Source organism: Pedobacter ginsengiterrae (assembly GCF_039537385.1).
Taxonomy (GTDB): Bacteria; Bacteroidota; Bacteroidia; order Sphingobacteriales; family Sphingobacteriaceae; genus Pedobacter; species Pedobacter ginsengiterrae.
On record NZ_BAABAK010000022.1, the window covers coordinates 1 to 24,467 of the forward strand.

Annotated in this window: 20 protein-coding genes and 1 pseudogene; 5 read left to right on the top strand and 16 right to left on the bottom strand. The window is 35.3% G+C overall.

The features are described from left to right. Nucleotides 1-288: 288 nt before the first annotated feature. Complete coding sequence (locus tag ABD692_RS20620; protein ID WP_344770029.1) at nt 289-1,182, top strand: winged helix-turn-helix domain-containing protein; 894 nt, start codon at nt 289-291, stop codon at nt 1,180-1,182. Nucleotides 1,183-1,224: 42 nt separating this feature from the next. Here ABD692_RS20620 and ABD692_RS20625 read toward each other — a convergent pair whose 3' ends face one another. From ABD692_RS20625 to ABD692_RS20645, 5 genes are read right to left on the bottom strand one after another with little or no spacing between them, the layout of a single operon-like run. Beyond that, nucleotides 1,225-1,695 (bottom strand): cupin domain-containing protein, encoded by a 471-nt coding sequence (locus ABD692_RS20625; RefSeq protein WP_344770031.1) that lies wholly within the window; start codon nt 1,693-1,695, stop codon nt 1,225-1,227. A gap of 37 nt (nt 1,696-1,732) precedes the next feature. Beyond that, on the bottom strand, nt 1,733-2,794 hold the full coding sequence (locus ABD692_RS20630; RefSeq protein ID WP_344770033.1) for an alpha/beta hydrolase: 1,062 nt from the start codon (nt 2,792-2,794) through the stop codon (nt 1,733-1,735). 1 nt (nt 2,795) lies between these two features. Continuing rightward, nucleotides 2,796-3,542 (bottom strand): carboxymuconolactone decarboxylase family protein, encoded by a 747-nt coding sequence (locus ABD692_RS20635; protein ID WP_344770035.1) that lies wholly within the window; start codon nt 3,540-3,542, stop codon nt 2,796-2,798. 26 nt (nt 3,543-3,568) lie between these two features. Next, entirely contained in the window at nt 3,569-4,003 is a 435-nt protein-coding gene (locus tag ABD692_RS20640; protein WP_344770037.1) for a nuclear transport factor 2 family protein, read from the bottom strand. Nucleotides 4,004-4,014: 11 nt separating this feature from the next. Continuing rightward, nucleotides 4,015-5,064, bottom strand: coding sequence for an alpha/beta hydrolase (locus tag ABD692_RS20645; RefSeq protein WP_344770039.1), 1,050 nt, complete (start codon nt 5,062-5,064; stop codon nt 4,015-4,017). Nucleotides 5,065-5,268: 204 nt separating this feature from the next. Between ABD692_RS20645 and ABD692_RS20650 the strand changes: the two genes are divergently transcribed. From ABD692_RS20650 to ABD692_RS20660, 3 genes are all read left to right on the top strand, one after another. Further along, a complete protein-coding gene (locus ABD692_RS20650; RefSeq protein ID WP_344770041.1) occupies nt 5,269-6,165 on the top strand; it encodes a helix-turn-helix domain-containing protein in 897 nt (298 codons plus the stop codon). 185 nt (nt 6,166-6,350) lie between these two features. Then, complete coding sequence (gene pta, locus ABD692_RS20655; protein ID WP_344770043.1) at nt 6,351-8,441, top strand: phosphate acetyltransferase; 2,091 nt, start codon at nt 6,351-6,353, stop codon at nt 8,439-8,441. 3 nt (nt 8,442-8,444) lie between these two features. Next, the gene (locus ABD692_RS20660; protein ID WP_344770045.1) at nt 8,445-9,641 is read left to right on the top strand and encodes an acetate/propionate family kinase; all 1,197 of its coding nucleotides are present in this window, start codon (nt 8,445-8,447) and stop codon (nt 9,639-9,641) included. A gap of 50 nt (nt 9,642-9,691) precedes the next feature. Here ABD692_RS20660 and ABD692_RS20665 read toward each other — a convergent pair whose 3' ends face one another. After that, a complete protein-coding gene (locus ABD692_RS20665; protein WP_316758912.1) occupies nt 9,692-10,255 on the bottom strand; it encodes a hypothetical protein in 564 nt (187 codons plus the stop codon). 213 nt (nt 10,256-10,468) lie between these two features. Then, complete coding sequence (gene alaS, locus ABD692_RS20670) at nt 10,469-13,084, bottom strand: alanine--tRNA ligase (protein ID WP_344770047.1); 2,616 nt, start codon at nt 13,082-13,084, stop codon at nt 10,469-10,471. Nucleotides 13,085-13,200: 116 nt separating this feature from the next. Here alaS and ABD692_RS20675 point away from each other — a divergent pair, with 116 nt between their 5' ends. After that, nucleotides 13,201-13,536 (top strand): MerR family transcriptional regulator, encoded by a 336-nt coding sequence (locus ABD692_RS20675; RefSeq protein ID WP_344770049.1) that lies wholly within the window; start codon nt 13,201-13,203, stop codon nt 13,534-13,536. 303 nt (nt 13,537-13,839) lie between these two features. Here the strand turns inward: ABD692_RS20675 and ABD692_RS20680 are convergent, their stop codons facing one another. From ABD692_RS20680 to trxA, 9 genes and pseudogenes are all read right to left on the bottom strand, one after another. Beyond that, nucleotides 13,840-16,008: a S9 family peptidase gene (locus tag ABD692_RS20680; protein ID WP_344770051.1), complete on the bottom strand. Its 2,169-nt coding sequence runs from the start codon at nt 16,006-16,008 to the stop codon at nt 13,840-13,842. A 94-nt stretch (nt 16,009-16,102) separates the two neighbouring features. Continuing rightward, nucleotides 16,103-16,753 carry a DUF4412 domain-containing protein gene (locus tag ABD692_RS20685; RefSeq protein WP_316758902.1) on the bottom strand — a complete coding sequence of 217 codons (651 nt, stop codon included), beginning with the start codon at nt 16,751-16,753 and terminating at the stop codon, nt 16,103-16,105. A 22-nt stretch (nt 16,754-16,775) separates the two neighbouring features. After that, nucleotides 16,776-17,552 (bottom strand): enoyl-CoA hydratase/isomerase family protein, encoded by a 777-nt coding sequence (locus tag ABD692_RS20690; RefSeq protein ID WP_344770053.1) that lies wholly within the window; start codon nt 17,550-17,552, stop codon nt 16,776-16,778. A gap of 7 nt (nt 17,553-17,559) precedes the next feature. Further along, nucleotides 17,560-19,647, bottom strand: a pseudogene (locus tag ABD692_RS20695) (ComEC/Rec2 family competence protein). A 3-nt stretch (nt 19,648-19,650) separates the two neighbouring features. Further along, nucleotides 19,651-21,681 carry a helix-hairpin-helix domain-containing protein gene (locus tag ABD692_RS20700; RefSeq protein WP_344770055.1) on the bottom strand — a complete coding sequence of 677 codons (2,031 nt, stop codon included), beginning with the start codon at nt 21,679-21,681 and terminating at the stop codon, nt 19,651-19,653. Continuing rightward, nucleotides 21,671-22,471 carry a PorV/PorQ family protein gene (locus ABD692_RS20705; RefSeq protein WP_344770057.1) on the bottom strand — a complete coding sequence of 267 codons (801 nt, stop codon included), beginning with the start codon at nt 22,469-22,471 and terminating at the stop codon, nt 21,671-21,673. Before ABD692_RS20705 ends, ABD692_RS20700 begins: the two co-directional genes overlap by 11 nt. 118 nt (nt 22,472-22,589) lie before the next feature. Then, a complete protein-coding gene (locus ABD692_RS20710) occupies nt 22,590-23,300 on the bottom strand; it encodes a DUF3307 domain-containing protein (RefSeq protein WP_344770059.1) in 711 nt (236 codons plus the stop codon). After that, nucleotides 23,300-23,911 (bottom strand): hypothetical protein, encoded by a 612-nt coding sequence (locus ABD692_RS20715; protein WP_344770061.1) that lies wholly within the window; start codon nt 23,909-23,911, stop codon nt 23,300-23,302. The genes ABD692_RS20710 and ABD692_RS20715 overlap by 1 nt, the downstream gene beginning before the upstream one ends. A 169-nt stretch (nt 23,912-24,080) precedes the next feature. Beyond that, nucleotides 24,081-24,377 carry a thioredoxin gene (trxA, locus tag ABD692_RS20720; RefSeq protein ID WP_344770063.1) on the bottom strand — a complete coding sequence of 99 codons (297 nt, stop codon included), beginning with the start codon at nt 24,375-24,377 and terminating at the stop codon, nt 24,081-24,083. Nucleotides 24,378-24,467: the final 90 nt, after the last annotated feature.

Here is a 24,467-nt window from a genome sequence, read left to right on the forward strand (position 1 = left end):
GTAAAAAGTCAATGTAAACCCTGAACCGGACGAAATAACAATTGTAAAGAATACTTAGTATTAACAGTTCCCAACTGTAAAGACTTTTCCGGACGAGACAATAAATGTTAGCCATATAGGTATATAGCCCATATAGAATATATAGATAGAAGACCTAAGTCGCAGGTTCTATCGCTAATGTACACGCCTTGTTTGTATGTGGGAAGGCCAAACGTATTAAAAAGAACGCTTTTTATACGATCATACAGACTAAAGATTTAGTATTTTTGTAAATAAAAACCTGATGTTATGAGTCTTAGTCGAAATATCTTAGTTGAAAAAGGCAAATACATCTATGGATTGATATTGCTTTTGACTGGAGTGGTAATCTGTGTGGCTTTTAATAAATCAGGCAGCCACGATTTCGATCTGGCCAGAAGGGAAATTCTGATTCGTAGGATTGGGCACGAATTGCTTTTAAAGTCTGGCGATAGCACTTCGAGGGTTTTGCCCGTAAAGAAGCTGGCAGAAAATGAATATCAAATTAGATTCGAGAAGGCCTTTACCTTTCAAACGGATGATCTGGTAAACATTACCCAGCGGGTTTTTGCGAACGATCCGATTACGGGGGATTATGTAGTTAATGTTCTGAATGGCAGCAGCAAAAACGTTTTTTATGGATATGCGATCTCCAAAAATAAAAAAAATGAAATTGTGCCCTGTAAAGGAAGAGTGCAACCTAAGGCGCCCTACACGATCGATATTAAATTTAAACCAAAAGATATGCACACCGCATTAAATGGATACCTTTTGGGTGGATTACCATTTTTAGCATTCGTCGGTTTTATTTTTTTTAAATCGGTTAAGCCGAAGAACCCATTACCTGATCATAAAGATCTTAAGGCCTTTACTTTAGGCTCCACATTATTTGATGCACAGCAACAACAGCTAATTATAAATAAAGAGATCATAAATCTAACGGGTACTGAAACACGTTTGCTCCTTATTTTTTCCTTATCTCCAAATGAAACCATACAAAGAAGCCGATTGCAAAAAGAAATCTGGGAGGATGAAGGTGTGATCGTTGGCCGGAGTCTGGATATGTTCATATCAAAACTTAGAAAAAAACTGGAACCCGATGCGAATGTAAAAATTGTTGTTATTCGTGGTAAGGGTTATAAACTGGAAATTAACAGCATTTAATTGAAAAAGATCGGCTAATCAGATCTTGTGGGAAAATGATTTTTATTCGCCTACATACTGATATTCTTCATCTGTTACTTTGCTCAACCAAACAACGGTTCCTTTATTAATATTGGTTCCAATGGCACGGTGTGTCATCCGATCGGTAGCCGATGCGCCGTGCCAGTGATGAACGTTTGGTAAACATTTTATAATATCGCCCTTTTGTATAACCTGAACTTTTTTTCCTTGTTCCTGGTACCAGCCCTTACCTTCTGTTACCAACAAAATTTGCCCACCAGGATAATGCCAGTTCGTTCTGGCACCAGGTTTAAAACTTACAGAACCAATATGGCTATTATAAGCGGTGTCTGCTGGCATTAACATATTGAGCCGAACCTCCCCTGTAAAATTACCATTGCGTACTTGGTTACCCTCAGAAAAAAGGGCTGTTTTAACTGGTTTAGTTGCAATTTTTGGGTGACAGGCCGTGAAGAATACCATACCGATCAAAGCAATCATTATATTTTTCATGTGCTATAGTAAGATTTGATAATTAAGCGTTTTTGTTTTATAAATTATCCTGGTAGAAACTGTTCAATTTAGCTACGGCCTGTTTAACATATTCTGGCTTATAATAAGTTTGAATATGCGTTGCACCCTCAATTACATATAGTTCTTTCTTTTTAGCATTTGTGGCTTTGGCAATAGCATCATCGGTCATATATTTTGTATCAGCATTGCTTCCAGCAATCATTAATAACGGTTGATCGATTAATTCAATCTGGCTGGTGGCATCCCAGGTCATTAAATCCATTAAACTACTGGTGGTGTACAAAAAGGTAGAATTAGGGTGTGCATGAGTTCTGTAATAATAATCCATACCCTCGCGATACAAACCAGCTGGCATTTTAGTAATCTCCTCATCGGTTACGCTGGCCACCCCAGTTAAAAGAATTTTACCACTTGCAGCTTCTTGTACTCTGGCATCAGAAGCTTGTTTTAAACGTTCTGGTATGGTATTCAATTGAGAATTTAAGAAGCCATTACGTCTAACCTCGCCAGAATTGAACATACTTAGCGTGGCAATGGCTTTGAATCTTTTATCGGATTGGGCAGCTTTTAGAGCGTAACCACCCCCACCGCAGATGCCTAAAACGCCTAAACGTGATGGATCAGCGCCAGCGTACTGGCTAATAAAGTCGGCCATACCACGAATATCTTCGGTACGGAATTGGGGCTTGTCTGTATGGCGTGGCAAACCACCACTTGCACCTTGGTACGATGCATCTTCAGCCATTGTGATATAACCAGCCTCTGCCAAACGCTGTGCATATAAGCCTGCGGTTTGTTCCTTTATACCGCCATTAGGGTGCGCCACTACAACTGTAGGATATTTTTTTGATGCATCGTAATTTGCTGGTGTATAAACGTTTGCAGCAATATCAATTCCGCTTAATTTATAAGTTACAGGATGAATGTTTACTTTTCCTGGTTCATTTTTAATAATCGCCCCATCATATACCAAGGTCCATGGGTTTTGTTCATGCTTCTTTTCAATGGATCGTGCATACACAAATTCTGTAGGTACGATGAATGCGGCTAATGCTATTATTGATGTTATATTTCTCATTTTATTTTTGGCTTACTAATACTTCGTTTAAAACTTTTTGGGCTGCTTTTGCTTCCTTTTTTCCAATGGTGGATTTAATGATTTCTACAAATTGTTGCAGCTGATTTGGGCTGATGCCTGTCTTTAAGGTAATGTTTAAATGGCTCTTAAGCATAGGTTCTGCTTCTCCTATGGCTGATATAACAGAAATGGTAACCAATTCTCGTTGGGCATAGGTTAGGATATCGCGTTCAAATATATCTGCAAACAAATGCTCTTTTAAAAAGGTATCAATTACTGGCGAAAAAGCCGAATATCCTGAAAGTTCAACTGGTTGTGGTGCTTGTGTAAGTTCGCCCAGAATACTTTTACCGCGGTTATATTTTGTTTCCTGCGACTGGATTTTTGTCGCATCCTTTCCAGCATGATCATTTATACCTTTTGCTTTACGATATTTGGTAACGTCCATTAAAGTTTGAAGCGCACGAATACTTCGTGGAAAACCACAATAGGCATAGGCATGCACCAATACTTCTTTGGTTTCATTTAAAGTCAAACCTGCATCTAGCGCCTTGTTCAGTTCGATCTTTAACTGATCTAAATCACCTTTTGCAGTTAATGAGGCAACTTTAATAATGCTCTGCTCAATCAAACTTAGGCTTTTATGATCTGCTGCTACTTGCTTCGCGTTTACAGATGGGCTAAACAATAAGGTATTCATCATAAATAGTATAAATACGTAAACCGTAATACTTTTTTGCTTTATCATTATTGATATTTATTTCATTAATCGGATTATGATCCCGTTGTTTTAGTAAAAGAAAGTGAAGCAAGTTTCCAGGTCTTCTGCTCCCTTACATACACTTCTGTTACGATAAATGGATTGGTTACCTCATTTCCACCCACTACAGCTAAAAGAGTAATTCGATTTAAAAGAACAGCTGTATTGCCAATAATATTAACAGAAACTTGATGTATATCTGCTTTTTTATACCAAATTCCACCGCTTTTAATCACGCTAACCTCTTGTTGCTTACCCCACGAACCACCCATGTGTACAAATACAGATTGATCATGAAATAATTTAGTTAAGGTATCAACCTTTTTATCGGCCATCCATTGCCATTTATTTTTAGAAAGTTCGATAATTTCTTTTTCAGCCTCGGTTTGTGCAAACACTGCGCTAATCCCTGCCAGCGTTAAACACAGCATAATAAATATCTTTTTCATCTGTGTATAATTTATTTATCTAATTTTTTCTCTTTTAACCATTTGCCAAGTACTTCCGCAACTTCCTTGTTGTTCAAATCAGACATTGGAAAGTGTGTATTACCTTTTATTCCGATTTCGGGTAAAAGAACAATAGAAACATCACCACCATGCGCATTAACAACCTTAGCCCACTGTTTCGCCGTAGCAAGTACATTTCGCCAGAAGTTTAATGATGCTGCATCAGTTTCCGCTTTCGGAATAAAATCACCGTAGTAAACTACAATCGGCATTTTAGTTAGCTTCATAAATTCGGCCATTGATACGCCTGCCCCGCCACGGTTACCTTCAGGCACCTCTCCTTCGGGGAAAACAAATCCACCTGGTTCGTAAGAAACAATAGCTTTAATGTGGTTGCTCTTCATGGCGGTTTTCCAACCAATAATGCCACTGGCAGAGTGCGTAAAAAACAAGCCATCTCCTGCTCTATCGAATACCTTCGACATGGCATTTACAACAGATGCTTCATCCACATTACCAGTGTTGGGTGTCATCATTCTAAAAAAATGATCAATTGAGGTAGAGTCTTTTGGAAACTGAACACCCTCATTAAAGTTTGGATATAATCCGATGCGGAATTGGGTAAACCAGGTTTGATCGTCGGGCACTGCAGAAATCTGACCTGGTTTGGTTGTTTGTCCTGCATCTCCCCGCCCAGGCTGATCAACTAAATAAACCCCAAAACCTTGTCTTAAAAAGATCTCAGAAAAGCCTGCTCTGCCATCGGCTGTAGTTTGCCAGCTGCGTTTAGACTGGCCGTAACCGTGTAAAAACACCATAGGGTATTTTTTTGCCTTAGCAGGAATCTGATAAAAAACATCGGCATGGTCTCCATGACGGGTTTGGCCGCCTTGAGCCACATTCCAGGGTTTGGTTGCATCGAAATCCCCTTGGCTCTTAATCACAATTCCGCCTGCAGAAAATGTCCCTTGCTCTTTGATTATAAGATTGCTATTTTGTGAAAATGCCGTACCCAGCATGGTTCCATATATTATTATGGTTGATAATATTCCTTTGACCATTATTTTTCCTTTTGTAAATCCCTTAATCTTCTGTTCTTGGATAATTCTGAATGCTCATCCAGAACGATCTATACAAAGGTCTGCCTTTGAGTTTAGTATATTGGTATACAGATTACGCTTTATATAACCATAATTACTGATATTCGTAATTTCAGAAAAATCGGGGTTTTTAATCTATATTTTTACCATTCTTGAAATACAATTATGAGCAACATATTCAATTTTGATACAATAAGTGATTATAATCAATTCAATAATCAAGAAACCAAGCATCCATTAGTAAGTGTGATCGACTTTTCGAAAGCTAATAAGAGAACTGGCTCTACAATGAATTTTGGTTTGTATTGCATTTTTCTAAAAGATGTTAAGTGCGGGGATTTAAAGTATGGCCGTCATTATTACGATTATCAGGAAGGCACTTTAGTTTTCGTTTCGCCAGGCCAGGTTTTGGATGTAGAGAACAAAACAGATTTATACCAACCTATGGGGCACGGACTGGTTTTTCATCCAGATCTGATCAGAGGAACCTCGCTTGCTAAAGCCCTTTCTGAATATAATTTTTTTAAATATCAAACCAATGAGGCGCTTCATTTATCGGCAAAGGAAAGACAACTGGTATTAGAAACTTTCTCAAAAATTGATGGCGAATTAAAGGAATCTATAGATAAACATAGTAAAAAGCTCATCACATCTAACATCGAGTTACTACTCAATTATTGCGACCGCTTTTACGATCGTCAGTTTATAACCCGTGAAACTGTTAACAAAAGTATAATCGAAAGACTTGAGGATTTGCTTAATACTTATTTATCATCCGAAAAACCGTATTCAATGGGGCTACCATCCGTTGGTTTTTGTGCTGATGAGCTACACCTTTCGGCTAATTATTTTGGTGATCTAATCAAAAAAGAAACAGGTAAAACGGCCCAGGAGTACATACAGGATAAACTTATTGAGGTTGCGAAGGATAAAGTTTTTGATTCGAATAAATCGATTAGTGAGGTTGCCTACGACCTGGGTTTTAAATACCCGCAACATTTTATTCGCCTGTTTCGGAATAAGGTTGGTTTAACGCCGAACGAATATCGTCGCACGGTATAAATTTCAGGTAATTAAAAATAAACACATAAGAATCATTTGCTTTTTCCATGAAATTAATGGAGGAAAAAAGATCTCTGTATTATATTACTAAGAATCATTCTAAACAATAATGAATTCTTATATTTGAAATATTGCAAACTATATTGGCAATATTTGTTTTATAGATACAAATTTTTACTCTTCGAATGACTAAAAACATCTTTATAGCTTCGGCAGAACCTTACACGGGTAAGTCGGTAATTGCTTTCGGAATGATTAATATGTTGCTAGCCAAAACACAAAAGGTTGGTTATTTTAAACCCATTATTGCTCAGGATGATCCAAATGAAAAAGATAAGCATGTAGAAGCCATGATCGATTATTTTTCGCTTCCTGTTAAGTATGAAGATGCTTTTGCCTTTACTCGTCAGGATATGCTTCATCAATCGGAAAATAGCGGAGACATTATTAATACAATTATCAGCAAGTACAAAAAACTAGAGGATAACTACGATTTCACCGTAATTGAGGGTAGCGATTTTTTAGGTGAAGGCATGGCTTTTGAATTCGAATCGAACGCTTTAATGGCGAAAAACCTGGGCGCTCCTGTACTAATCGTTGTTTCTGGTAAAAATAAAACAGCCAGTCAGCTTTTTAAAACAGCAATTAATATTTATAGAAACTTTCTATTAAGAGATGTACAGGTTTTAGGCGTTGTGGCCAACATGGTAAATCCAGAGGAAGCAGAACGCATTAAGCAAGCGCTAACAAATCAACTTCCTGCCGAATTACTTATTGCTGTGATTCCAATTGAAAGCGGCTTACAAAGTCCTACAATGCAAGAAATTACCGAAGCGCTTGATGCAGAAATTCTTTTCGGCGCCGATTTAATGGACAATCAGGTTGATAATTTCGTTACAGGCGCTATGATGTTGCCCAATTTTTTACGCCACATTAAAGATAATCTGCTAATTGTAACTCCAGGCGATCGTGGCGATATTATAATTGGTTCTCTACAGGCAAATTTATCTGCAAACTACCCAAAAATTGCTGGTATTGTTTTAACCGCTGGCAGCTTGCCAGATGAACCAATGATTAAACTTATCGAGGGGCTTCAAACCATTATCCCAATTATTTCGGTACAGAAAGGTACTTTCGAAACAACAACTGCTATTGGTGCAATCCATTCTAAAATAACAATTGATAATAAAAAGAAAATAGCATTAGCCATTGAGTTATTCGAAAAATATGTTGATTTGAAGGCTTTAGATGATAAAATCATTACTTTTAGCTACGAAGGCATTACGCCACATATGTTTCAGTATCAGTTGGTAAAATGGGCTAAAAGCCAGAAAAAACACATCGTTTTGCCAGAAGGTAATGATGAAAGGATTTTAAAAGCGGTAGAGAAATTAATTACACAAGACATTGTAAACATTACTTTATTAGGTGATCCACTTGAAATTGGTACATCCATTAAACGACTAGGATTAAACCTGGATATAAATGCAATTAATATTCATAATCCAGCCCTATCAGAGCATTATGATAATTACGTTGAAACTTTATATGAATTACGTAAAGCTAAAAATGTAAATATGGAAATGGCCAGAGATATGATGACGGATGTTTCCTACTTTGGGACCATGATGGTTTATAAAGGTGATGCGGATGGAATGGTTTCGGGAGCTGTTCATACTACCCAACATACCATACGGCCGGCTTTACAATTTGTAAAAACAAAACCTGGTGTTTCCGTGGTATCATCTATATTTTTTATGTGTTTGCCAGAACGTGTTGCCATATTTGGCGATTGTGCGGTTAACCCAAATCCAACGGCTCAGCAACTTGCAGAAATTGCCATTTCATCAGCAGAAAGTAGTTCTAAATTTGGTATAGAACCTCGAATAGCCATGTTATCTTATTCTTCAGGTACATCAGGAGAAGGTGAAGACGTTGAGCGGGTTAGAGAAGCCACGGCAATTGTAAAAGCCAGACATCCAGAACTTAAAATTGAAGGTCCAATTCAATACGATGCTGCGGTAGATCCACTGGTTGGTCAGCAAAAATTACCAGGATCAGAAGTTGCAGGTAGAGCAAGCGTTTTAATTTTCCCAGATTTAAATACTGGAAATAACACTTACAAGGCTGTTCAGCGGGAAACTGGCGCACTGGCCATCGGGCCAATGTTACAAGGCTTGAATAAGCCAATTAATGATTTAAGCAGAGGATGTACTGTAGATGATATTTTTAATACAGTAGTAATTACCGCAATTCAGTGTCAGGATATTAAATAATTTATGAATATTTTAGTTATCAATTCAGGAAGTAGTTCTATTAAATATCAACTTTTCAAAATGCCTTTGCAACAAGCTGTTTGTAGTGGTTTAGTTGAGCGAATAGGTATTGAAGGCTCTTTTATCAAACATAGTGTATTCAAAAACCAAGAAAAAACCGTAATTGAGATAGAAGCTTTTATTTCTAATCATGGTGAGGGACTAAAACAAGTTCTTGCCTTACTATCAGAGGGCGAACATGCGGTGATTTCTAAACCTGAGGATGTTGTTGCTGTTGGGCATCGGGTGGTACATGGTGGCGAACATTTTGCTGGTGCAACCTTAATTAATGATGAAGTTAAGCAACAGATTAGAAAACTATTCTCATTAGCGCCGCTTCATAACCCTGTTAATTACAAGTGTATTGAAGTTGCAGAACAAACTTTTACTTCAGCAAAACAAGTAGCAGTTTTCGATACCGCTTTTCATCAAACAATACCTCGGCAAGCTTTCAGGTATGCAATTCCAGAATGGTATTACAAGGAACACAGTATTAGGGTTTATGGTTTTCATGGTACAAGCCACAAATATGTGAGTGAACAGGCTATTCACTCGTTAGGTAAAGCTGATTCTAAAATAATTAGTATTCATTTAGGGAATGGCTGCAGCATTACGGCAATAAAAAACGGCCAGTCGATTGATACCAGCATGGGTTTTGGGCCTTTAAGCGGACTTGTAATGGGCACCCGATCGGGCGACATTGATCCATCGGTTATTTTTCACTTAATGGAACATGCTGGCTATACTTTAGAGCAGCTTAGTACTTTACTTAATAAACAATCGGGTTTATTGGGGGTTGGTGGCTCAAGTGATATGCGTGATATTAGAAAACTGATTAGCGAAGGTAATGAAAACGCAAAATTAGCGATAGAGCTTTACGCTTACAGGATTAAAAAATTTATAGGTTCTTACGCTGCAGTTTTAAATGGAATCGATGCAATTATATTTACAGCTGGTGTTGGTGAAAATGATTTAGAAATAAGAGCAGCTGTTTGTAAGGAATTGAGTTATTTAGGAATAGAGCTGGATGAGGCTAAAAACAAAGGATACAAGCAAGAATTAACAGATATTAGTCGAGCGGATTCGAAAGTTAAAATATTAGTGATCCCTACAAACGAAGAATACGAAATTGCGAGTCAATGTTTTAATTTATTAAACTAAAACATTCAATTCATTGAAATAAGAAAGAGGCTCAAGGCCTCTTTCTTATTTTAAAATCTTTTACCAAGCGTAATTCCAATTCTAGGATAAGCTTCTATCGTACGTTTATTACCTAAAAAACGGCCGACACCACCATAAATTTCACCAGTGAAACCATTTCTGGTTAAAAACTTAGCACCTACTGCAGCACCTAAGCCAAAGTTTGTAGTTGCTTTTGATACATTGCTAATAAAATACATATTGGCATTAGAGTTAAAATACATGATATATCTATCTCTTACAGAGCCAATCGCTGCATTACCTTCAATAAAAAAACCAGCAGCCCTTTTCTTTCCAAAATACAACCTGTAATGCGGAATTGCTAAAAACCTATACTCCGAAAAATCATCGTCATCTCCTATTCCAGCCGATAAAGAAATACCAACGCCCATATTGTCTTCTAAAATCCTTTCGTAGCTAATTTCAGGTAATGCCAAAATCGAAGTCAGCAAGTTCACTTTTAGTTCGTTTTTCCCTGTTTCAGCACTGTTGGTCTTTTTTTCTGAAGAATTATTTTGCGCATGAGCTAAAATAGCACCGCCCAGCAAAATTGTAGTTAAGAGTATTTTTTTCATTTAGATTAATTTTAACGAAACTAATAAATTAGTTTAATTTTTAAAATAGTAATGGATAATTATTGATTACCAAAATATCTTGAAAAGCAATTCCGTAATTAATTGGCTAAAATATTGCATTATACATTCTATAAAAAAATAGAGCAGTTCTTAAAGTTGGTATGCTACTTTAAGAACTGCTCCATTACCAATTCCATGAGGATTTTCTATAAATTAATGCGGAATAAAGCTTTCAGCTTTTTCTAGTACAATTTTTAATCCTTCTGAATTTTTACCACCAGCAGTTGCGTAAAATGGTTGGCCACCTCCGCCACCTTGAATTTCTTTACCCAACTCGCGAACGATGTTCGATGCATTCATTCCCTTTTTAACTAAATGATCTGATAGCATTACCGTAATTCCAGGTTTACCCTCAATTTCTGTTGTGAAAACTAGAAACAGATTATCAACCATGTCTTTTAGTGAGAAAGCAAGATTTTTAATCGCATCTGCACTCTGCAAATCAATATGTTTAGCAATCAGGTTTATACCATTAATACCTCTTACGTGATGTACAATTTCATGTTTCAGGGTATTAACTCGTTCTAAAGTAGATTTTTCAATCTCTTTTTTCAGTTTGGCATTTTCATCAAGCAAAGCTTGAACAGAAGCTGATAAATCTTTCGAACCGTTTAACAAGGCTTTTAAATGCCCAAATTCTTTACGTTGCTCTAAGAAATATTGCTCGGCTTTATCGGCAGTAATGGCCTCAATTCTGCGAACGCCTGCTGCAACAGCGCTTTCAGAAATGATTTTGAAAGAACCGATTTGTCCTGTTGCTTTTACATGTGTACCGCCACAAAGTTCTTTAGAGAAATGATCATCAAAAGTTATCATACGAACAAAATCGCCATACTTTTCGCCAAATAAAGCGGTTACGCCACTTTGAATCGCGTCTTGATAAGGTACATTTCTCTGTTCCTTCAATTTTATGTTTTGCCTGATTTTTTGATTTACAATTACCTCAATCTGGGCCAATTCTTCGTTAGTTACCTTTGCGAAGTGAGAAAAATCAAAACGTAAATAATCTGCATTTACTAATGAACCTTTTTGGTTTACATGATTACCTAAAACTTGCTTTAAAGCTGCGTGGAGTAAGTGCGTAGCAGAGTGATTATCTTCCGTTAAAACACGCTTATCTTCATCTACAACCGCCCAGAACTTACCTTCCAAATTATCTGGAAGTATATCTGCAAAATGAACAGTTAAACCGTTTTCCTTTTTTGTATCGGTAATATCAATCCAAAACTGGCGGCTATGATCTTCTAAACGTCCCGTATCTCCTACCTGACCACCACTTTCTGCATAAAAAGGCGTTTGGCGCAAAACAATTTGATATTGCTCTTTACCTTTAGCTTTTACTTTACGATACTTTAAAATTTCCGTTTCAATTTCTAAGTCATCGTAACCTACAAATTCACTTTGATCATCAGAATTTACCGTAACCCAATCGCCTGTATCAATTGCTGTAGCAGCACGACTATCGTCTTTTTGCTTTTTAAGCGCTTGTTCGTAAGCTTCTAAATCAACCGACCAACCTTTTTCACGAGCCATTAACTCAGTTAAATCGATTGGGAAACCGAAAGTATCAGATAGTTCGAAAGCAAAACTTCCTTCTACTTTATTATCTGTAGCCTGATATTTCTCAAATCTCTGAATTCCTGTAGATAAAGTTCTCAAAAACGAAACCTCCTCTTCTAAAACTACTTTCTGAACAAAATCTTGCTGAGAAATCAGTTCATCGAAAACCCCTTTAAATTGCTCAGCCAATAAAGGAACCAACTGATTTAAAAACGGTTCTTTAAAGTTTAAAAAAGTATACGCATAACGTACCGCACGGCGTAAGATTCTACGAATAACATAGCCTGCTTTATTATTTGATGGCAATTGACCATCAGCAATTACGAACGAAATGGCCCGAATATGATCAGCCATAACACGCATAGCGATGTCAGTTTTCTCGTCGGCACCATATTTAATGCCTGATTTCTCAGCAATAAACTGAATCATCGGCTGGAAAACATCGGTATCGTAATTAGAACTTTTTTCTTGTAAAACACGTACTAAACGCTCAAATCCCATTCCTGTATCTACATGTTTAGCTGGCAAACTTTGCAATGAACCATCTTTTAAGCGGTTAAACTGCATGAATACATTATTCCAGATTTCGATAACCTGCGGATGATCGGCATTTACCAAAGTAGCACCATCAACTAAAGCTTTCTCTTCATCAGTACGGCAATCTACATGGATTTCAGAACAAGGACCGCAAGGACCTGTATCGCCCATTTCCCAGAAATTATCTTTTTTGTTGCCTGGCAGAATATGGCTTTCATCAACATATTGTTTCCAAAGGTCGTATGCTTCCTGGTCTTTTTCTAAACCTTCTTTTTCATCGCCTTCAAAATATGTTACGTATAATTTTTCTTTCGGAATTTTATAAACTTCGGTCAATAATTCCCAGCTCCATGCAATGGCATCTTTCTTAAAATAATCGCCGAAACTCCAGTTACCCAACATTTCGAACATGGTATGGTGATAGGTATCGATACCAACCTCCTCTAAATCGTTGTGTTTACCAGAAACACGTAAACAGCGTTGAGTATCGGTAACACGGGCATATTTAATTGCGGCTTCGCCTAAAAACAAATCTTTAAATTGATTCATACCTGCGTTGGTAAACATCAAAGTTGGGTCGTTTTTAACCACAATTGGCGCTGATGAAACAATATGATGTTGTTTCGATTCAAAAAAACTAAGGAATGCCTGTCTAATCTCTTTTGCTGTCATTACGTTTTATAATTGAGCAACAAAATTAAAATTTTATTGCGTTAATAAGGAAAAATCGAGCTACATTTGAACACTTTAATTAATCGATGTAAAACCTTAATAATCAAGCACAAGTTATGCCGTACAAAGAAAGAGACATTAATAAGATGTATTATACTATGGGCGAAGTGACTGAAATATTTAACGTAAACGCTTCTCAAATCCGTTTTTACGAAAAGGAATTCGATATACTGCAACCTAAGAAAAACAAAAAAGGCAACCGTTTATTTACACCAGAAGACATTGAAAATTTGAAAATTATTTTCAACCTGGTTGATGAAAAGGGGTTTACTTTAAAAGGCGCAAAAGATTATTTAAAAAATAACAAAGGCGATGTTAAAGAGAATCAAAAGATTATTGATTCGTTAGAAAAGCTAAAGGGATTTTTAGTGAATTTAGCTCAGGAATTATAAACTTTCCATTGCTTCCATTAATTTTTACTAAATCGTAAAGCTAAGCAGTAAATTTATTTTTAGAGTTCTATTTACACCAGCGCACCGTTTTCGTGCTGCAACTAACATTTTGGCATATTGGTTTGGCGTAATGCTAGGCTTACCTAAATAGAAGTACAGGTTTTGCAATTTAAACCCGATTGCAATGGAAATACTTTTTGTTGCATAAACGATAGGATTGTGAAGGAAATGGACCAAAAAGATTGAAATAAAAAGCGGGGCTATCGAAACCGATTCCCCGCTACATTGGTTTTCAGAAATATCTTATTTTGCTCCAGGAGGGCAATTTTCTTTCAAAAATTTGGTGTATGTAAGTGATAAATGCTCACTTGTTCCTTCGCCTTCAGAAATACTGTGGGTGCGATTAGGATAACTCATTAACTGAAAAACCTTTTTGTTTTTAATTAATTCGTTGATTAACATTTCTGCATTTTGATAGTGAACATTATCATCGCCAGTACCATGAATGTACAATAAATTGCCTTTAAGGTTTTTTGCATAAGTAACAGGTGAACCTTTTACATACGCCTCTTTACTTGGGAATGGCGTGCCCATATAACGTTCCTGATAAATATTATCGTAAGTTAATTGGTTACCAACTGCTGCAATGGCAATACCCGTTTTGTAAATTTCAGGATATTGGAACATCAGGTTTAAGGTTGATGAACCGCCACCACTCCAGCCCCAAACGGCTACACGGTCTTTATCCATAAAAGCATTTGTTGCCAGTAATTTTTTGGCTGCCATAGCCTGATCGCGAATATTGATTACACCAATGTTTTTATAAATACTTTTGCGCCAAGTAGCACCTTTTGGAACAGGTGCACCGCGATTATCCATTGAAATATAGATATAGCCATCTTTTGCCATATCGCCAGCGTATAAAAAGTTTCGGCCTGCTCCGTATGTATCGGCAGCAGTTTGTGAAGCTGGTTCGCCATAAACGTAAAACACAACCGGATATTTTTTATTGGGATTAAAATCATCTGGTTTTTTCATCCAGCCGTCTAATTCGATACCATCTTCGGTAGTTACTTTGAAAAATTCTACTTTGTTTTTAGGCGCTTCTTGCTTAGATAATTGCATGGTAATGCTACCATCTATAGTAAATGGACTTCCAGTGGTGAAATTTATCCACTCATTAATTGGTCTAACCACCGAACTATTGTACGTATGGCGAGCAAAGGCTGCATTTGGAGAAATATCGTAATTGTGCGTTCCTGGTAAAATAGAAGGTGTTACCTGCTCTAATTTACCTTTACCATCTAATTTAGTTTTGAATAAATATTTCTGGGTAGCATTGGTTGGCGAAGCAGTAAAATAAACATAATTGTTTTTACTATCGATTAACTTAACGTCGATTACATCGTAATTTCCTTTAGTAACCAATGTTTCTTTTTTACCATCGCGACTAATTCTATACAAATGATTCCACCCATCCTTATCAGAAAGAATGGTAAACTCCTTATTATCAGCTAACCATTTCCATTCGTCTTGAGCATCAATCCAGGCTTTTGCTTTTTCTGTGTACAATGGTTTTGCAATGCCTGTTGCAGCATCACAAACAAATACAACACTTTCGTTTTGCTCCCGATTAAGTTGTTGCAAAATTACTTCGTTGCTATTCGGAATCCATTGCATACGAGGAATGTAATGCTGGATATTATCGCCAGGAACTTTTAACCAATTTGTTTTAGCCGTTGCAATATCAACAATGCCAACTTTACAAGCCGATGGGTTTTCGCCTACTTTTGGGTACTCAACAGGAATGGTATAAGGATAAATAGAATCGGTGTTGTTAATCATCAAAAAGTTTTTGATTTTAGTTGCGTCGATTTGCCAATAAGCAATGGTTTTACCATCCGGACTCCATCTAAAGCCATCTCTGCAATCAAATTCTTCTTCGTAAACCCAATCAAATGTACCGTTAATCATTCTGTCTGTTCCGTCAGTTGTTAAGGCTTTCGAAGCTGTGCCATCTACATTTTCAACATATAAATTATGTTTGCTTACGTAGGCTACTTTACTCCCATCTGGAGATAATTTGGCAAACATTAATGATGAAACTGGTTTGTCTTTACCAATTTGGGTGATTTTATTGGTAGTTAAATCAGCCAACCAGTAATCGCCACGTGTATCATAACGCCATACTTTTTTACTGTTTGTGTAAATTAAAGCTTTTGTACCATCGGTTGAAAGTTGGAAACTTCTAACGGCAATTGGCGCATTTTTACCTGATGGCGTTAATAATGCTCTTGAAATGATCGTTTTTTTGTCGCTTTTTGGAAGTGTTACCGAAACGATTTCGCCGCCTGCAATTTGATAGTAAGAATTTCCATCTTTTGCCCAGTTTATGCCTTGGGCTTTTACATCAGCAATTGCAAAAAAAACGATGCAAATAACTGATAATTTGAGTAATAAGTTTTTAATCATATAAGTTAGGTCATAAAAAAAGCTTTTTAACTTTTCGGCTAATTTAAATAAAAAGCCGGCAGTTAAAAAGCCTATATTAATTGAAAGTGGTTATTTATTCGCCACCGCCTTGCATTGCTTTTAGATCAGCATAAGTAATTTCATCGTATCCAGCTGGGATTTTAGTTACCGATAATTCGCCAACCTTACCTTCTGTTATCGATTTCAAAGTTATTGTTGCTTCAGGTGTATCAATTAAAACTACAAAGCCTTTAATGTCTTTAAAATCAGTTGTTGCAATGTTAATAGGCACGTCTAAATCATTGGTTACCCAAAACTCGCCTACGCCACCTTTACTATCTTTAAAAGTGTATTTTTCTGCATTGTAGCCTGCAACACTTTTCTTTTCTCCTGTTGCTTTAAAATCAGAATATTGAGGTCTTGCAGCTTTCGATTCTTCCATATCTGCTTTCGACATTTTAGCAGCTAATTGTTTTTGAGCCACAGGAATATCTACCAAAGTTAAACCGGTTCCGCTTTTGCTATCAAGAAAAACGCCAATAGCAGCAGGGCCAAAGTTTAATTCTAATTTTGAAATGTCGCCATTGAATTTAACTTTTTGTTCTTCTGGTGCACCAGGAGCACTAATTTTATATTTTACTCCATAAATTAAAGTGCCTTCTGTTATTTTCTTTTGTGCATGTGCAATAACTGCAGTACCTACTAGTATTAAAGCTAAAACGCTTGTTTTGATTGATTTTAACATGTTTTTATATTTAGTTTTTAGTTTACCAATTAATTTTTTCTTTGTTTAAGAATGATGCAATACCTTTTTTAAAATCTTCGCTCTCTCTAACGCGAGCATTAATTTGTACAGCAGTTTCTAAAGTTTTTTCTAATAGAGGTTTTGTTGTTTGACTAATTAATTGCTTTGTTATCATTAACGAATTACCAGAACTTTCTCTACACAAACTTAATGCAAATTCTTTAACCTTTAGATGAATTTCTGATGAATTTGTTACAAAGTTTATCAATTTATATGCTAACGCCTGCTCGGCTGGGAACGTTTTTGCAGTAAGTAAAATCTCTTTAGCAATAGTTTCATTAACCTTTTGCATTAAAAAGCAAGATACAATTGCTGGTACAAAACCAATTTTAACTTCGGTATAACCAAAGTTGCTTTCGGGTGTTGCAAAAACAATATCACAAATTGTTGCTAAGCCGCAACCACCAGCAATTGCATGTCCTTCTACCTGAGCAATTACAATTTTTGGAAGATAATAGATTGTAGTAAAAAGCCTTTTTAAATTATTAGAATCGGCTACATTTTCTTCGAAGGTATTATTTTGTAGTTGTTGAAGATATTCTAAATCTGCTCCAGCACTAAATGTACCTCCATTAGCATTTAAAACTATAACTTTTACAAATTCATCTTCTTCGGCTCTTATAAAAGCATCGGTTAATGCAGTTATTAAATTAGGGTTTAAAGCGTTTCTTTTTTCAGGTCGATTAATTGTTATCGTTGCAATTCTATCTTCTACGCTATACAACACCAGATTTTCCATCAATATATCATTTAATTAGTTGCACCAAATATGCAGGATTTTTCTTTAAAATATGATGCTCTAACTTTATATTTTCAGCGAAAGCTTTAATTTCTGCTATTTTATAATCTCTGTTTGTTGCATCGATAATTAAGTTTCGATACCGAATTTCTTTAGGAAGTTTTTCTAATTTGAACTTCGTATTTCCAGTAATCCAAATGCTTGAAAAATCCCCATGAACTAGCAATTTCTTGTAGTTTAAAGACTCATCTAGTATTAAAATCTTGTATTTATTGAAGATGATTTGCTTATTCATTAGGATAAAATTCGGCAAAATGGTGTCTTTTTTCAAATTGACAAAATTGAACTTATTAACTTGAGACTGCTCTAAAGCAGGTTTCACAAAGAATTGAAAATTTTTATCATTTTCCGGTAAATCAGTTACTATAACCGCTTTTGAGCCACTAATAAAAGCTGCTGCATAGTTTTTTCTTAACGTGAAAAAGATAACTTTCTTTTGGCTGATTGTTTTCCAATCGTTATAAGCAATCAATGATTGATATGAAATGAAAAGTAAAAATGCGGTAAACATGCATCTTTTATTGTACTTAACTAATGCATAAACAAATAATCCTAAAGCAAAACTTAGTAAAATAAGCTCTGGTAGATTTATCCAAACTGATGATAAAGTAGAGTAAGGTAAGTCTGCTATCCACTTTAAAGTATTGTTTGTAGATACAATGATCCACTCAAAAATTGGCGAGAGTTTATCAACGAATGGAATAAGTATAGCAATGCCTAAAATCATGATGAGGATTAAAGGAATAGAAATAAATAAATTTCCGAGTAAAAAATAAACAGGAAATTGATGGAAGTAATAAATGCAAAGTGGAAAGGTTACCAATTGAGCGGCTAAAGAAAGGGCTATTAATTCCCAAATTTTGTTTATCCATTTGTTTTTAATGTAAATGTGCTTATAGATTTTTCGTTGGAGATAAATTAAACCGAAAACGGAAATATAGGATAGTTGAAAGCCAACATCCCAAATTAGAAAAGGATTGTAAACCAATTGGCAAAATGCGGCGAAAGCGAGTGTATTGTAGCCATTCTTATTCTTGGCAAATGTTTTAGCAACAATAAAAATCGTTATCATAATTGCAGATCGAACAACTGACGGGGATAAACCTGTAATTAAAGCATAAGCTCAAATTAAGCTGCAGATTAATATGAATTTTAAAATTTTCGTTCCTTTCCTCCTATCTAAAAATAATAGCATAAAATCCAATACAAAAAAGATAATGGCTACGTGACTTCCAGAAACTGACAATGCGTGAATGGTTCCTGTTTTGGAATACGCGGCTAAAGTTTCTTTGCTTAAATCTGCACGGTAGCCCAAAATTAAAGTTGATGCAACTGCAAAAGCTTCCTCATTCTTAAGCAATTTCCTATATTTTTCGATTTGCTTTTCTCTTAAATCTAAAGCAAATTTTATAACTGGGTTTCCAATATTATTTTTGGTTTTAAGTATCTGCTTTTGATTTAAAAAAGTTTGCATATAAATATTCTGGCTCGCTAGCCAATGTTTAAAGTCAAATTCTGCAGGATTATATGGTGGTTCTACTTCTAAGCAATTCGCAGCTACAATCAACTCATCGCCATATTTAAGTTTTATTGGATTTATAACATCTAGTTTCAAAGCTAAAAGCAATTGCACACTTAATTTAACCTGTTCCCCTTTTTTATACCCAGAAACCACTCTTGCTTTAAAACGAAGTATGTTGTTGCTTTGCTCGGGTTCGTTGTTTACCCAAATCTTTAACTTTTGATAGTCTTCTTTACCAAAATAATCAAACTTAAGTTTTTCGTTATTTAAAAGGCAAAGCAATCCTCCTAAAATGAAGAAGAAAACACACATCAGGATACCTATTACACCTTTGAATTTGTACGTATTTAGTTTTTTGTAGGTAATATTGAGTACTAGTGTAGAAAGTAATGTTAAACCAAAAATTATCGAAACAATTAAAACCATTTCTTCTGTTTGAAAAAAATAGAAAACTCCAATTCCAATAATAAGGGATGCTAAAATTCGAACAAAAACATATTCTGCTTTAAACATATATTAAAATTGGTATCGTAGCTGAATTTTAACTTCTGACTTTTTATTGCCTTGAATTTCATCTAAATAAGTACCTACGGTTTCTACATCTTTGTAGTAGAACATGCCATACCTAGCCCAAATATTCAGTTTTTTGGCTAAATTGTATTTTAGATTAATGTAAGTTCTAAATCCGCTGCCACTGTACATTCCAAAGGCAAAACTGTACAATACATCATCTTCGTAAGCGTAAATCCGGCTGTTATAGCTTGGTGTATCGAAATAGGCTATTCTTAAATTTCCAGTAATTTTCGAGAACATAGGAGAATAATCTACATCCTGGTAAATTAAGTAGCCGAACTCTTTATTTGCATCACCTTTTTTATATTGAGAAATCTCTAATCGGTTTTGAAAACTCCATTTCTTGTTTAACTGCCAACTTACTTCCCCTCGATAACCTTCTTTCTTTACCTCGTCTAAGAAATTTATCGGCACATCTAAATCCGTATTTTGCTCTTTGTTCTCCGTTTTAAATCGAGCTAAAACTTTAAAGGTTTTAGTTGGTGTGTAAACCATCTGACCTAAAATTTCATATCCTTTTGATGGTGCATCAACTCTAAATTTTAACCATGGAAATTGAAAATAATCGCCATAAAAAGAAAAAGCCCAGCGTTTGCTTGGAACGATATTTAGGCCCGCATAGAGTCCTTTCTCGTTAACCGCCTCGCTAGCTTCGGCAACGGCTTGATTGAAAAAACTGTGGTAATTTTTACTGTAATTACGATAAGTTATAGCAGCAGAAACTATTGCCGATAAACTAATTAAAGCGCCATTTACGTAAGCAAACCCACTGTTTATACTTTTGGCTCCCTCTCCGTAGAAATATATATTTTTATAGGTGTAGTTGTAATAAATTCCGAGATTGGTTAACGAATTCCCTGTAAAACTAAACTTATCGTAAATTGCTGTTTGAGTAATAAAACTATTTCCATACTCTGTTTGATAAGCAATAGCACCAATTCCAAAGTCATTTTTAGTATATTGAATTACAGCACCATAAATCTTTTGACTTAAAGTGTTCTTATTCTCGATTTCTGTAGGTGTTCGGTGTAAACCAGTTTGATTTATAGTCGATTGAACTAAATTTCCTTCTAAATCTAAATCCTGACTAGCATCTAGTTTTCTAAAGGAAACAAAAGGTGTTAGATCAATATTTTTATAGAGGTTTATCGTCATCGAAATTCCTCGTAAAAAAGAATATTCATTAGTAGATGTATAGGGCCGTAAACCTAAATCTTTCTTTGCTACGCTGGCTACATCGGACCCTTTGCCAAAAGAAAAACCAGACCATAACGTTAAACCTTGCCCAAATTGCAAAGAGTAATCGCCTAGTACCAGTTTTTTAATTCGACCAAGTTTAAATAACGCTACATTTGCCGAAACATAATCGAAAGGTTTACCAATAAACTTTTCGCCAGCATCTTTATCTAAGGTTAGCGCTGCCGAAACTATGGTACCGTAATGATAGCGATAACGTGTTTGGAAGCGTTCTGCTGAACCTAAATAGCGGTTTCCTGGTAAACTGGTATAGCCCTTTTGTTTTTGCATCGTTTGTGCTAAACGTATCATCAAATCACTTTCTCCAAGATTAAAAATTTCCTTAAAATTTAGTTTTTCATATTCAGTTGCAGCAGTGAGTGTTACGAATGGAATTAAGCATTGTACCGTTTTTGCGTCGAATCCATCGATGGATTGGAGTTCTAATACATCAACAAAATTTCCATTTTCTTTAATATGACTAAAGAAATTACTGATTTGTAATGGGGAAAGAAAAACAAAGGTTTTTAATTCTTCGGGTGTTGTTTTGTTCAAATTAATTGGATGTTTTCTATACCTGGTTAAAACATCAATCAATTCTGTCATGTCGTAATCATCTGGTAAATTTTCAGCGACACTTTCTATAACATCCCGAACATCAATTTCTTGTTCGTTAGTCTGTGCATTTGCAACAAATCCGATCATTACAAATAATATGGTAATTAATTTAGAACGCATAACCCAGAGCCATTTGAGGCTCATAACCAAGATTAGTATCGTAGGTTGTGGCCATGTCTATTAAAAACTTTCTGTAGTTCAATCCAAAACCTACATATTGCTTAAAAGGCTTTGCACTCAAGCCTCCCCGTAAACTCAATAAATCAAACATTTTGTAATCGATACCTAGTTTTATATCTATTGATTGATCTAGAGTTTTGGAGATTGTGGTTGCTATTAACACCTTATCAGATGCGAAATAACTTGCACCTATGTTGTATGAAGTTGGTATTGCTGCAAAAACTGTTGTGGAACTAAATTTTTCCTTTGATGGATTATTTACAAATGCACCAAATGTAAAATCATTATTAAAGTGATATAATAATCCAAAATCAATAGAAAAGCCATTTGATGAGCCGTAGTTGGAAATTTTTAACTGATGATAATTGCCGTTTAAAGCTATTGATAGCTTTTCGCCAAACTTTTTCGCGTAAGCAAAACCAACCTTACTTTCATTATATTCTGAGAAACCATATCGCTGGAAAGTTGTTCCTATAAAATCGTTTTTAAATGGGATTACGGCCACCAAGCCTTGTGTGCTAATCTCATTACCAAAAAAATGCTTAGTGTAGTTTAATGAAACAGTTGTTTTTTTGAGCCTTGAAATTCCTGATGGATTGGCTTGTAGCGACCAAACATCGGTTACAGCAGCGCCATTATTCCCCATAGCTGTGAGCCTGGGACCTAAATTATTTTGCGCAAAAAGAGCATAAGTTGATAAGAGCATCAACAAAGAGCACAGTATTTTCATAATCGAGCGTTAACAGGATGTATAAAGAATAGAGTGATTTGTTGTCTGTTACCTTAAATCTAGTGAAATAATTTTAAGAAAATAACTTTGATATTAAAAATAATTTAAATGCTAAATATTACCGAGTCCATCCCACTATTCCTAACGAAACTATAATAGCAATTCCGAAACTCAATAGCGTTCCAATTAAAACATATTCTGTTAATTTTAAATCATGCGCTTCCTTTAAATCTCCGAAACGGAAAATAGATTTGGCTGCGAGTAAAAAACCTACTGCTTCAAAGTGATTAGTAATTATAAAAACAAAGATTAAAACACGTTCTAAAACTCCAATATATTTTCCTGCATTTTGCAACGATTTTGGGCTTTCATCATCACTTTCTGGCAACCATTTAGCAATAATAACTTTCATAATTATTGATGTTGGCAAAGTTAAGAAGAGCACTCCAGCTGCAAGAATCCAAGTTTTAATATCATTGATGTAACTAATATCTAAATATCCTTTATAAAAAAAATGCCAAACTAGAAGTATGGAAGAGAAATGTAATAACTGATCAATAAAAAATAATAGGCGGGCATTTTTCTTAGTTTGAAATATAGATTTTCCAGCATCGATAAAAAAATGCAATACTCCTATAGATAAAGCCATTTTCCAAACTCCAAAACTCAGAAATATCAAAAAGATCAATCCAATATGTACTGCAATATGCATATACAGTTTAGCTGATTTAAGTTTCTTTCGCTCCTTATCTTTTACCCAAGAATTCGGTTGCAAGAAGAAATCGCCAATTAAATGTACAAGAATGAGTTTAATTAAATAGATATCCATTATTTAGAAAATATTTGGTTCAATTTTTTACGATACAACTTGTCCATTTCCATCAATTCTGAATAATGTGCACGCTTTAAAGCCTCACTTACTGATGATTGCGTTCTTCCAGAAATTGTAGCCAGTTCGCTTTGTAATAAATTTCCATTTTCCATTGCAAGCTTTACCATTTCGGCAGCTACAAGTCCCCAACTATCCATTGGAATTAATGCCAGCTTAATTAAAACATTAATTTCTTCATCAAATTCTGGAAATTCAGTTTTAATTGCCAAATTAACTTTAGCTTGTTTTAAACTATCAAAAGCTATCCCTGAGTTAACAAAAGCATCTCCAGTAGATTCTGAAAGTTTTTTGCGATTACTTTTTACTTCACCAATACCAATGCCCATTCTTACATCGGCAGGCTTATTTAACTTTATACAGGCTTTTAAATAGGCTACTGTTCTAATGGCGTTTTCAGGTTCTACTTCTAGCTGAAAACTATCTCCTCGATAAATCTCCCACTTATTGTTTTGTCCTAAAATTACTTTAAAAGCCGCTTTTAAATTTGTTAACCAGCTATCTTTAATCTTTCTTGAGCCTACAATATCACCTGTTATAATGCAAATCATATTACAATATCGGATTAAATAATTAAAACAAAAAATAATATCGGGTAATTACCCGATATTTCACTTTATCGGCTAATTACCCGATAATTTGTTTTATCGGCTAATTAGCCGATAACTTAATTATTCTTAACTTTGATTTATGATGATATAATCTGAATTTGTAAAAAAACTAAGAATGCAAATTCATAATCTGCTTTAATTGAGAAGCTTGTAAAACTCCACTTTGCCGCCAAACAGGTTTTCCTTTCTTAAATAAAATCAAAGTTGGTACACTCTGAACATTATAAGTAGCAGCTACTGGCTGATTTTTATCGATATCAATTTTAATAATTGTGGCAGAATCGCCAACCTGAGATTTCAACTGCTCTAGAATAGGCTTCATCATTTTACATGGACCGCACCATTCAGCGAAAAAATCAACCAAAACGGGTTTTTCGCCATTTATCAATTCAAAAAATTTAGACATAGTTTTAATCTTTAACTAGAAAACAAAAATTGGATAAATTTGATTTTAAATTAAAAAAGTCAAGCTTTTAAAAACCTGACTTTCTTTTAT

What these genes read in the sequence shown, in the direction of transcription:
- ABD692_RS20625 (WP_344770031.1), bottom strand. Translation starts at nt 1,695, where the DNA reads ATGAAAAATATAATGATTGCTTTGATCGGTATGGTATTCTTCACGGCC.
- ABD692_RS20700 (WP_344770055.1), bottom strand. Translation starts at nt 21,681, where the DNA reads ATGCGTTCTAAATTAATTACCATATTATTTGTAATGATCGGATTTGTT.
- pta (WP_344770043.1), top strand. Translation starts at nt 6,351, where the DNA reads ATGACTAAAAACATCTTTATAGCTTCGGCAGAACCTTACACGGGTAAG.
- ABD692_RS20675 (WP_344770049.1), top strand. Translation starts at nt 13,201, where the DNA reads ATGCCGTACAAAGAAAGAGACATTAATAAGATGTATTATACTATGGGC.
- ABD692_RS20680 (WP_344770051.1), bottom strand. Translation starts at nt 16,008, where the DNA reads ATGATTAAAAACTTATTACTCAAATTATCAGTTATTTGCATCGTTTTT.
- ABD692_RS20690 (WP_344770053.1), bottom strand. Translation starts at nt 17,552, where the DNA reads ATGGAAAATCTGGTGTTGTATAGCGTAGAAGATAGAATTGCAACGATA.
- ABD692_RS20640 (WP_344770037.1), bottom strand. Translation starts at nt 4,003, where the DNA reads ATGAAAAAGATATTTATTATGCTGTGTTTAACGCTGGCAGGGATTAGC.
- ABD692_RS20705 (WP_344770057.1), bottom strand. Translation starts at nt 22,471, where the DNA reads ATGAAAATACTGTGCTCTTTGTTGATGCTCTTATCAACTTATGCTCTT.
- ABD692_RS20635 (WP_344770035.1), bottom strand. Translation starts at nt 3,542, where the DNA reads ATGATAAAGCAAAAAAGTATTACGGTTTACGTATTTATACTATTTATG.
- ABD692_RS20620 (WP_344770029.1), top strand. Translation starts at nt 289, where the DNA reads ATGAGTCTTAGTCGAAATATCTTAGTTGAAAAAGGCAAATACATCTAT.
- ABD692_RS20665 (WP_316758912.1), bottom strand. Translation starts at nt 10,255, where the DNA reads ATGAAAAAAATACTCTTAACTACAATTTTGCTGGGCGGTGCTATTTTA.
- ABD692_RS20660 (WP_344770045.1), top strand. Translation starts at nt 8,445, where the DNA reads ATGAATATTTTAGTTATCAATTCAGGAAGTAGTTCTATTAAATATCAA.
- alaS (WP_344770047.1), bottom strand. Translation starts at nt 13,084, where the DNA reads ATGACAGCAAAAGAGATTAGACAGGCATTCCTTAGTTTTTTTGAATCG.
- ABD692_RS20710 (WP_344770059.1), bottom strand. Translation starts at nt 23,300, where the DNA reads ATGGATATCTATTTAATTAAACTCATTCTTGTACATTTAATTGGCGAT.
- ABD692_RS20650 (WP_344770041.1), top strand. Translation starts at nt 5,269, where the DNA reads ATGAGCAACATATTCAATTTTGATACAATAAGTGATTATAATCAATTC.
- ABD692_RS20715 (WP_344770061.1), bottom strand. Translation starts at nt 23,911, where the DNA reads ATGATTTGCATTATAACAGGTGATATTGTAGGCTCAAGAAAGATTAAA.
- ABD692_RS20645 (WP_344770039.1), bottom strand. Translation starts at nt 5,064, where the DNA reads ATGGTCAAAGGAATATTATCAACCATAATAATATATGGAACCATGCTG.
- ABD692_RS20685 (WP_316758902.1), bottom strand. Translation starts at nt 16,753, where the DNA reads ATGTTAAAATCAATCAAAACAAGCGTTTTAGCTTTAATACTAGTAGGT.
- ABD692_RS20630 (WP_344770033.1), bottom strand. Translation starts at nt 2,794, where the DNA reads ATGAGAAATATAACATCAATAATAGCATTAGCCGCATTCATCGTACCT.
- trxA (WP_344770063.1), bottom strand. Translation starts at nt 24,377, where the DNA reads ATGTCTAAATTTTTTGAATTGATAAATGGCGAAAAACCCGTTTTGGTT.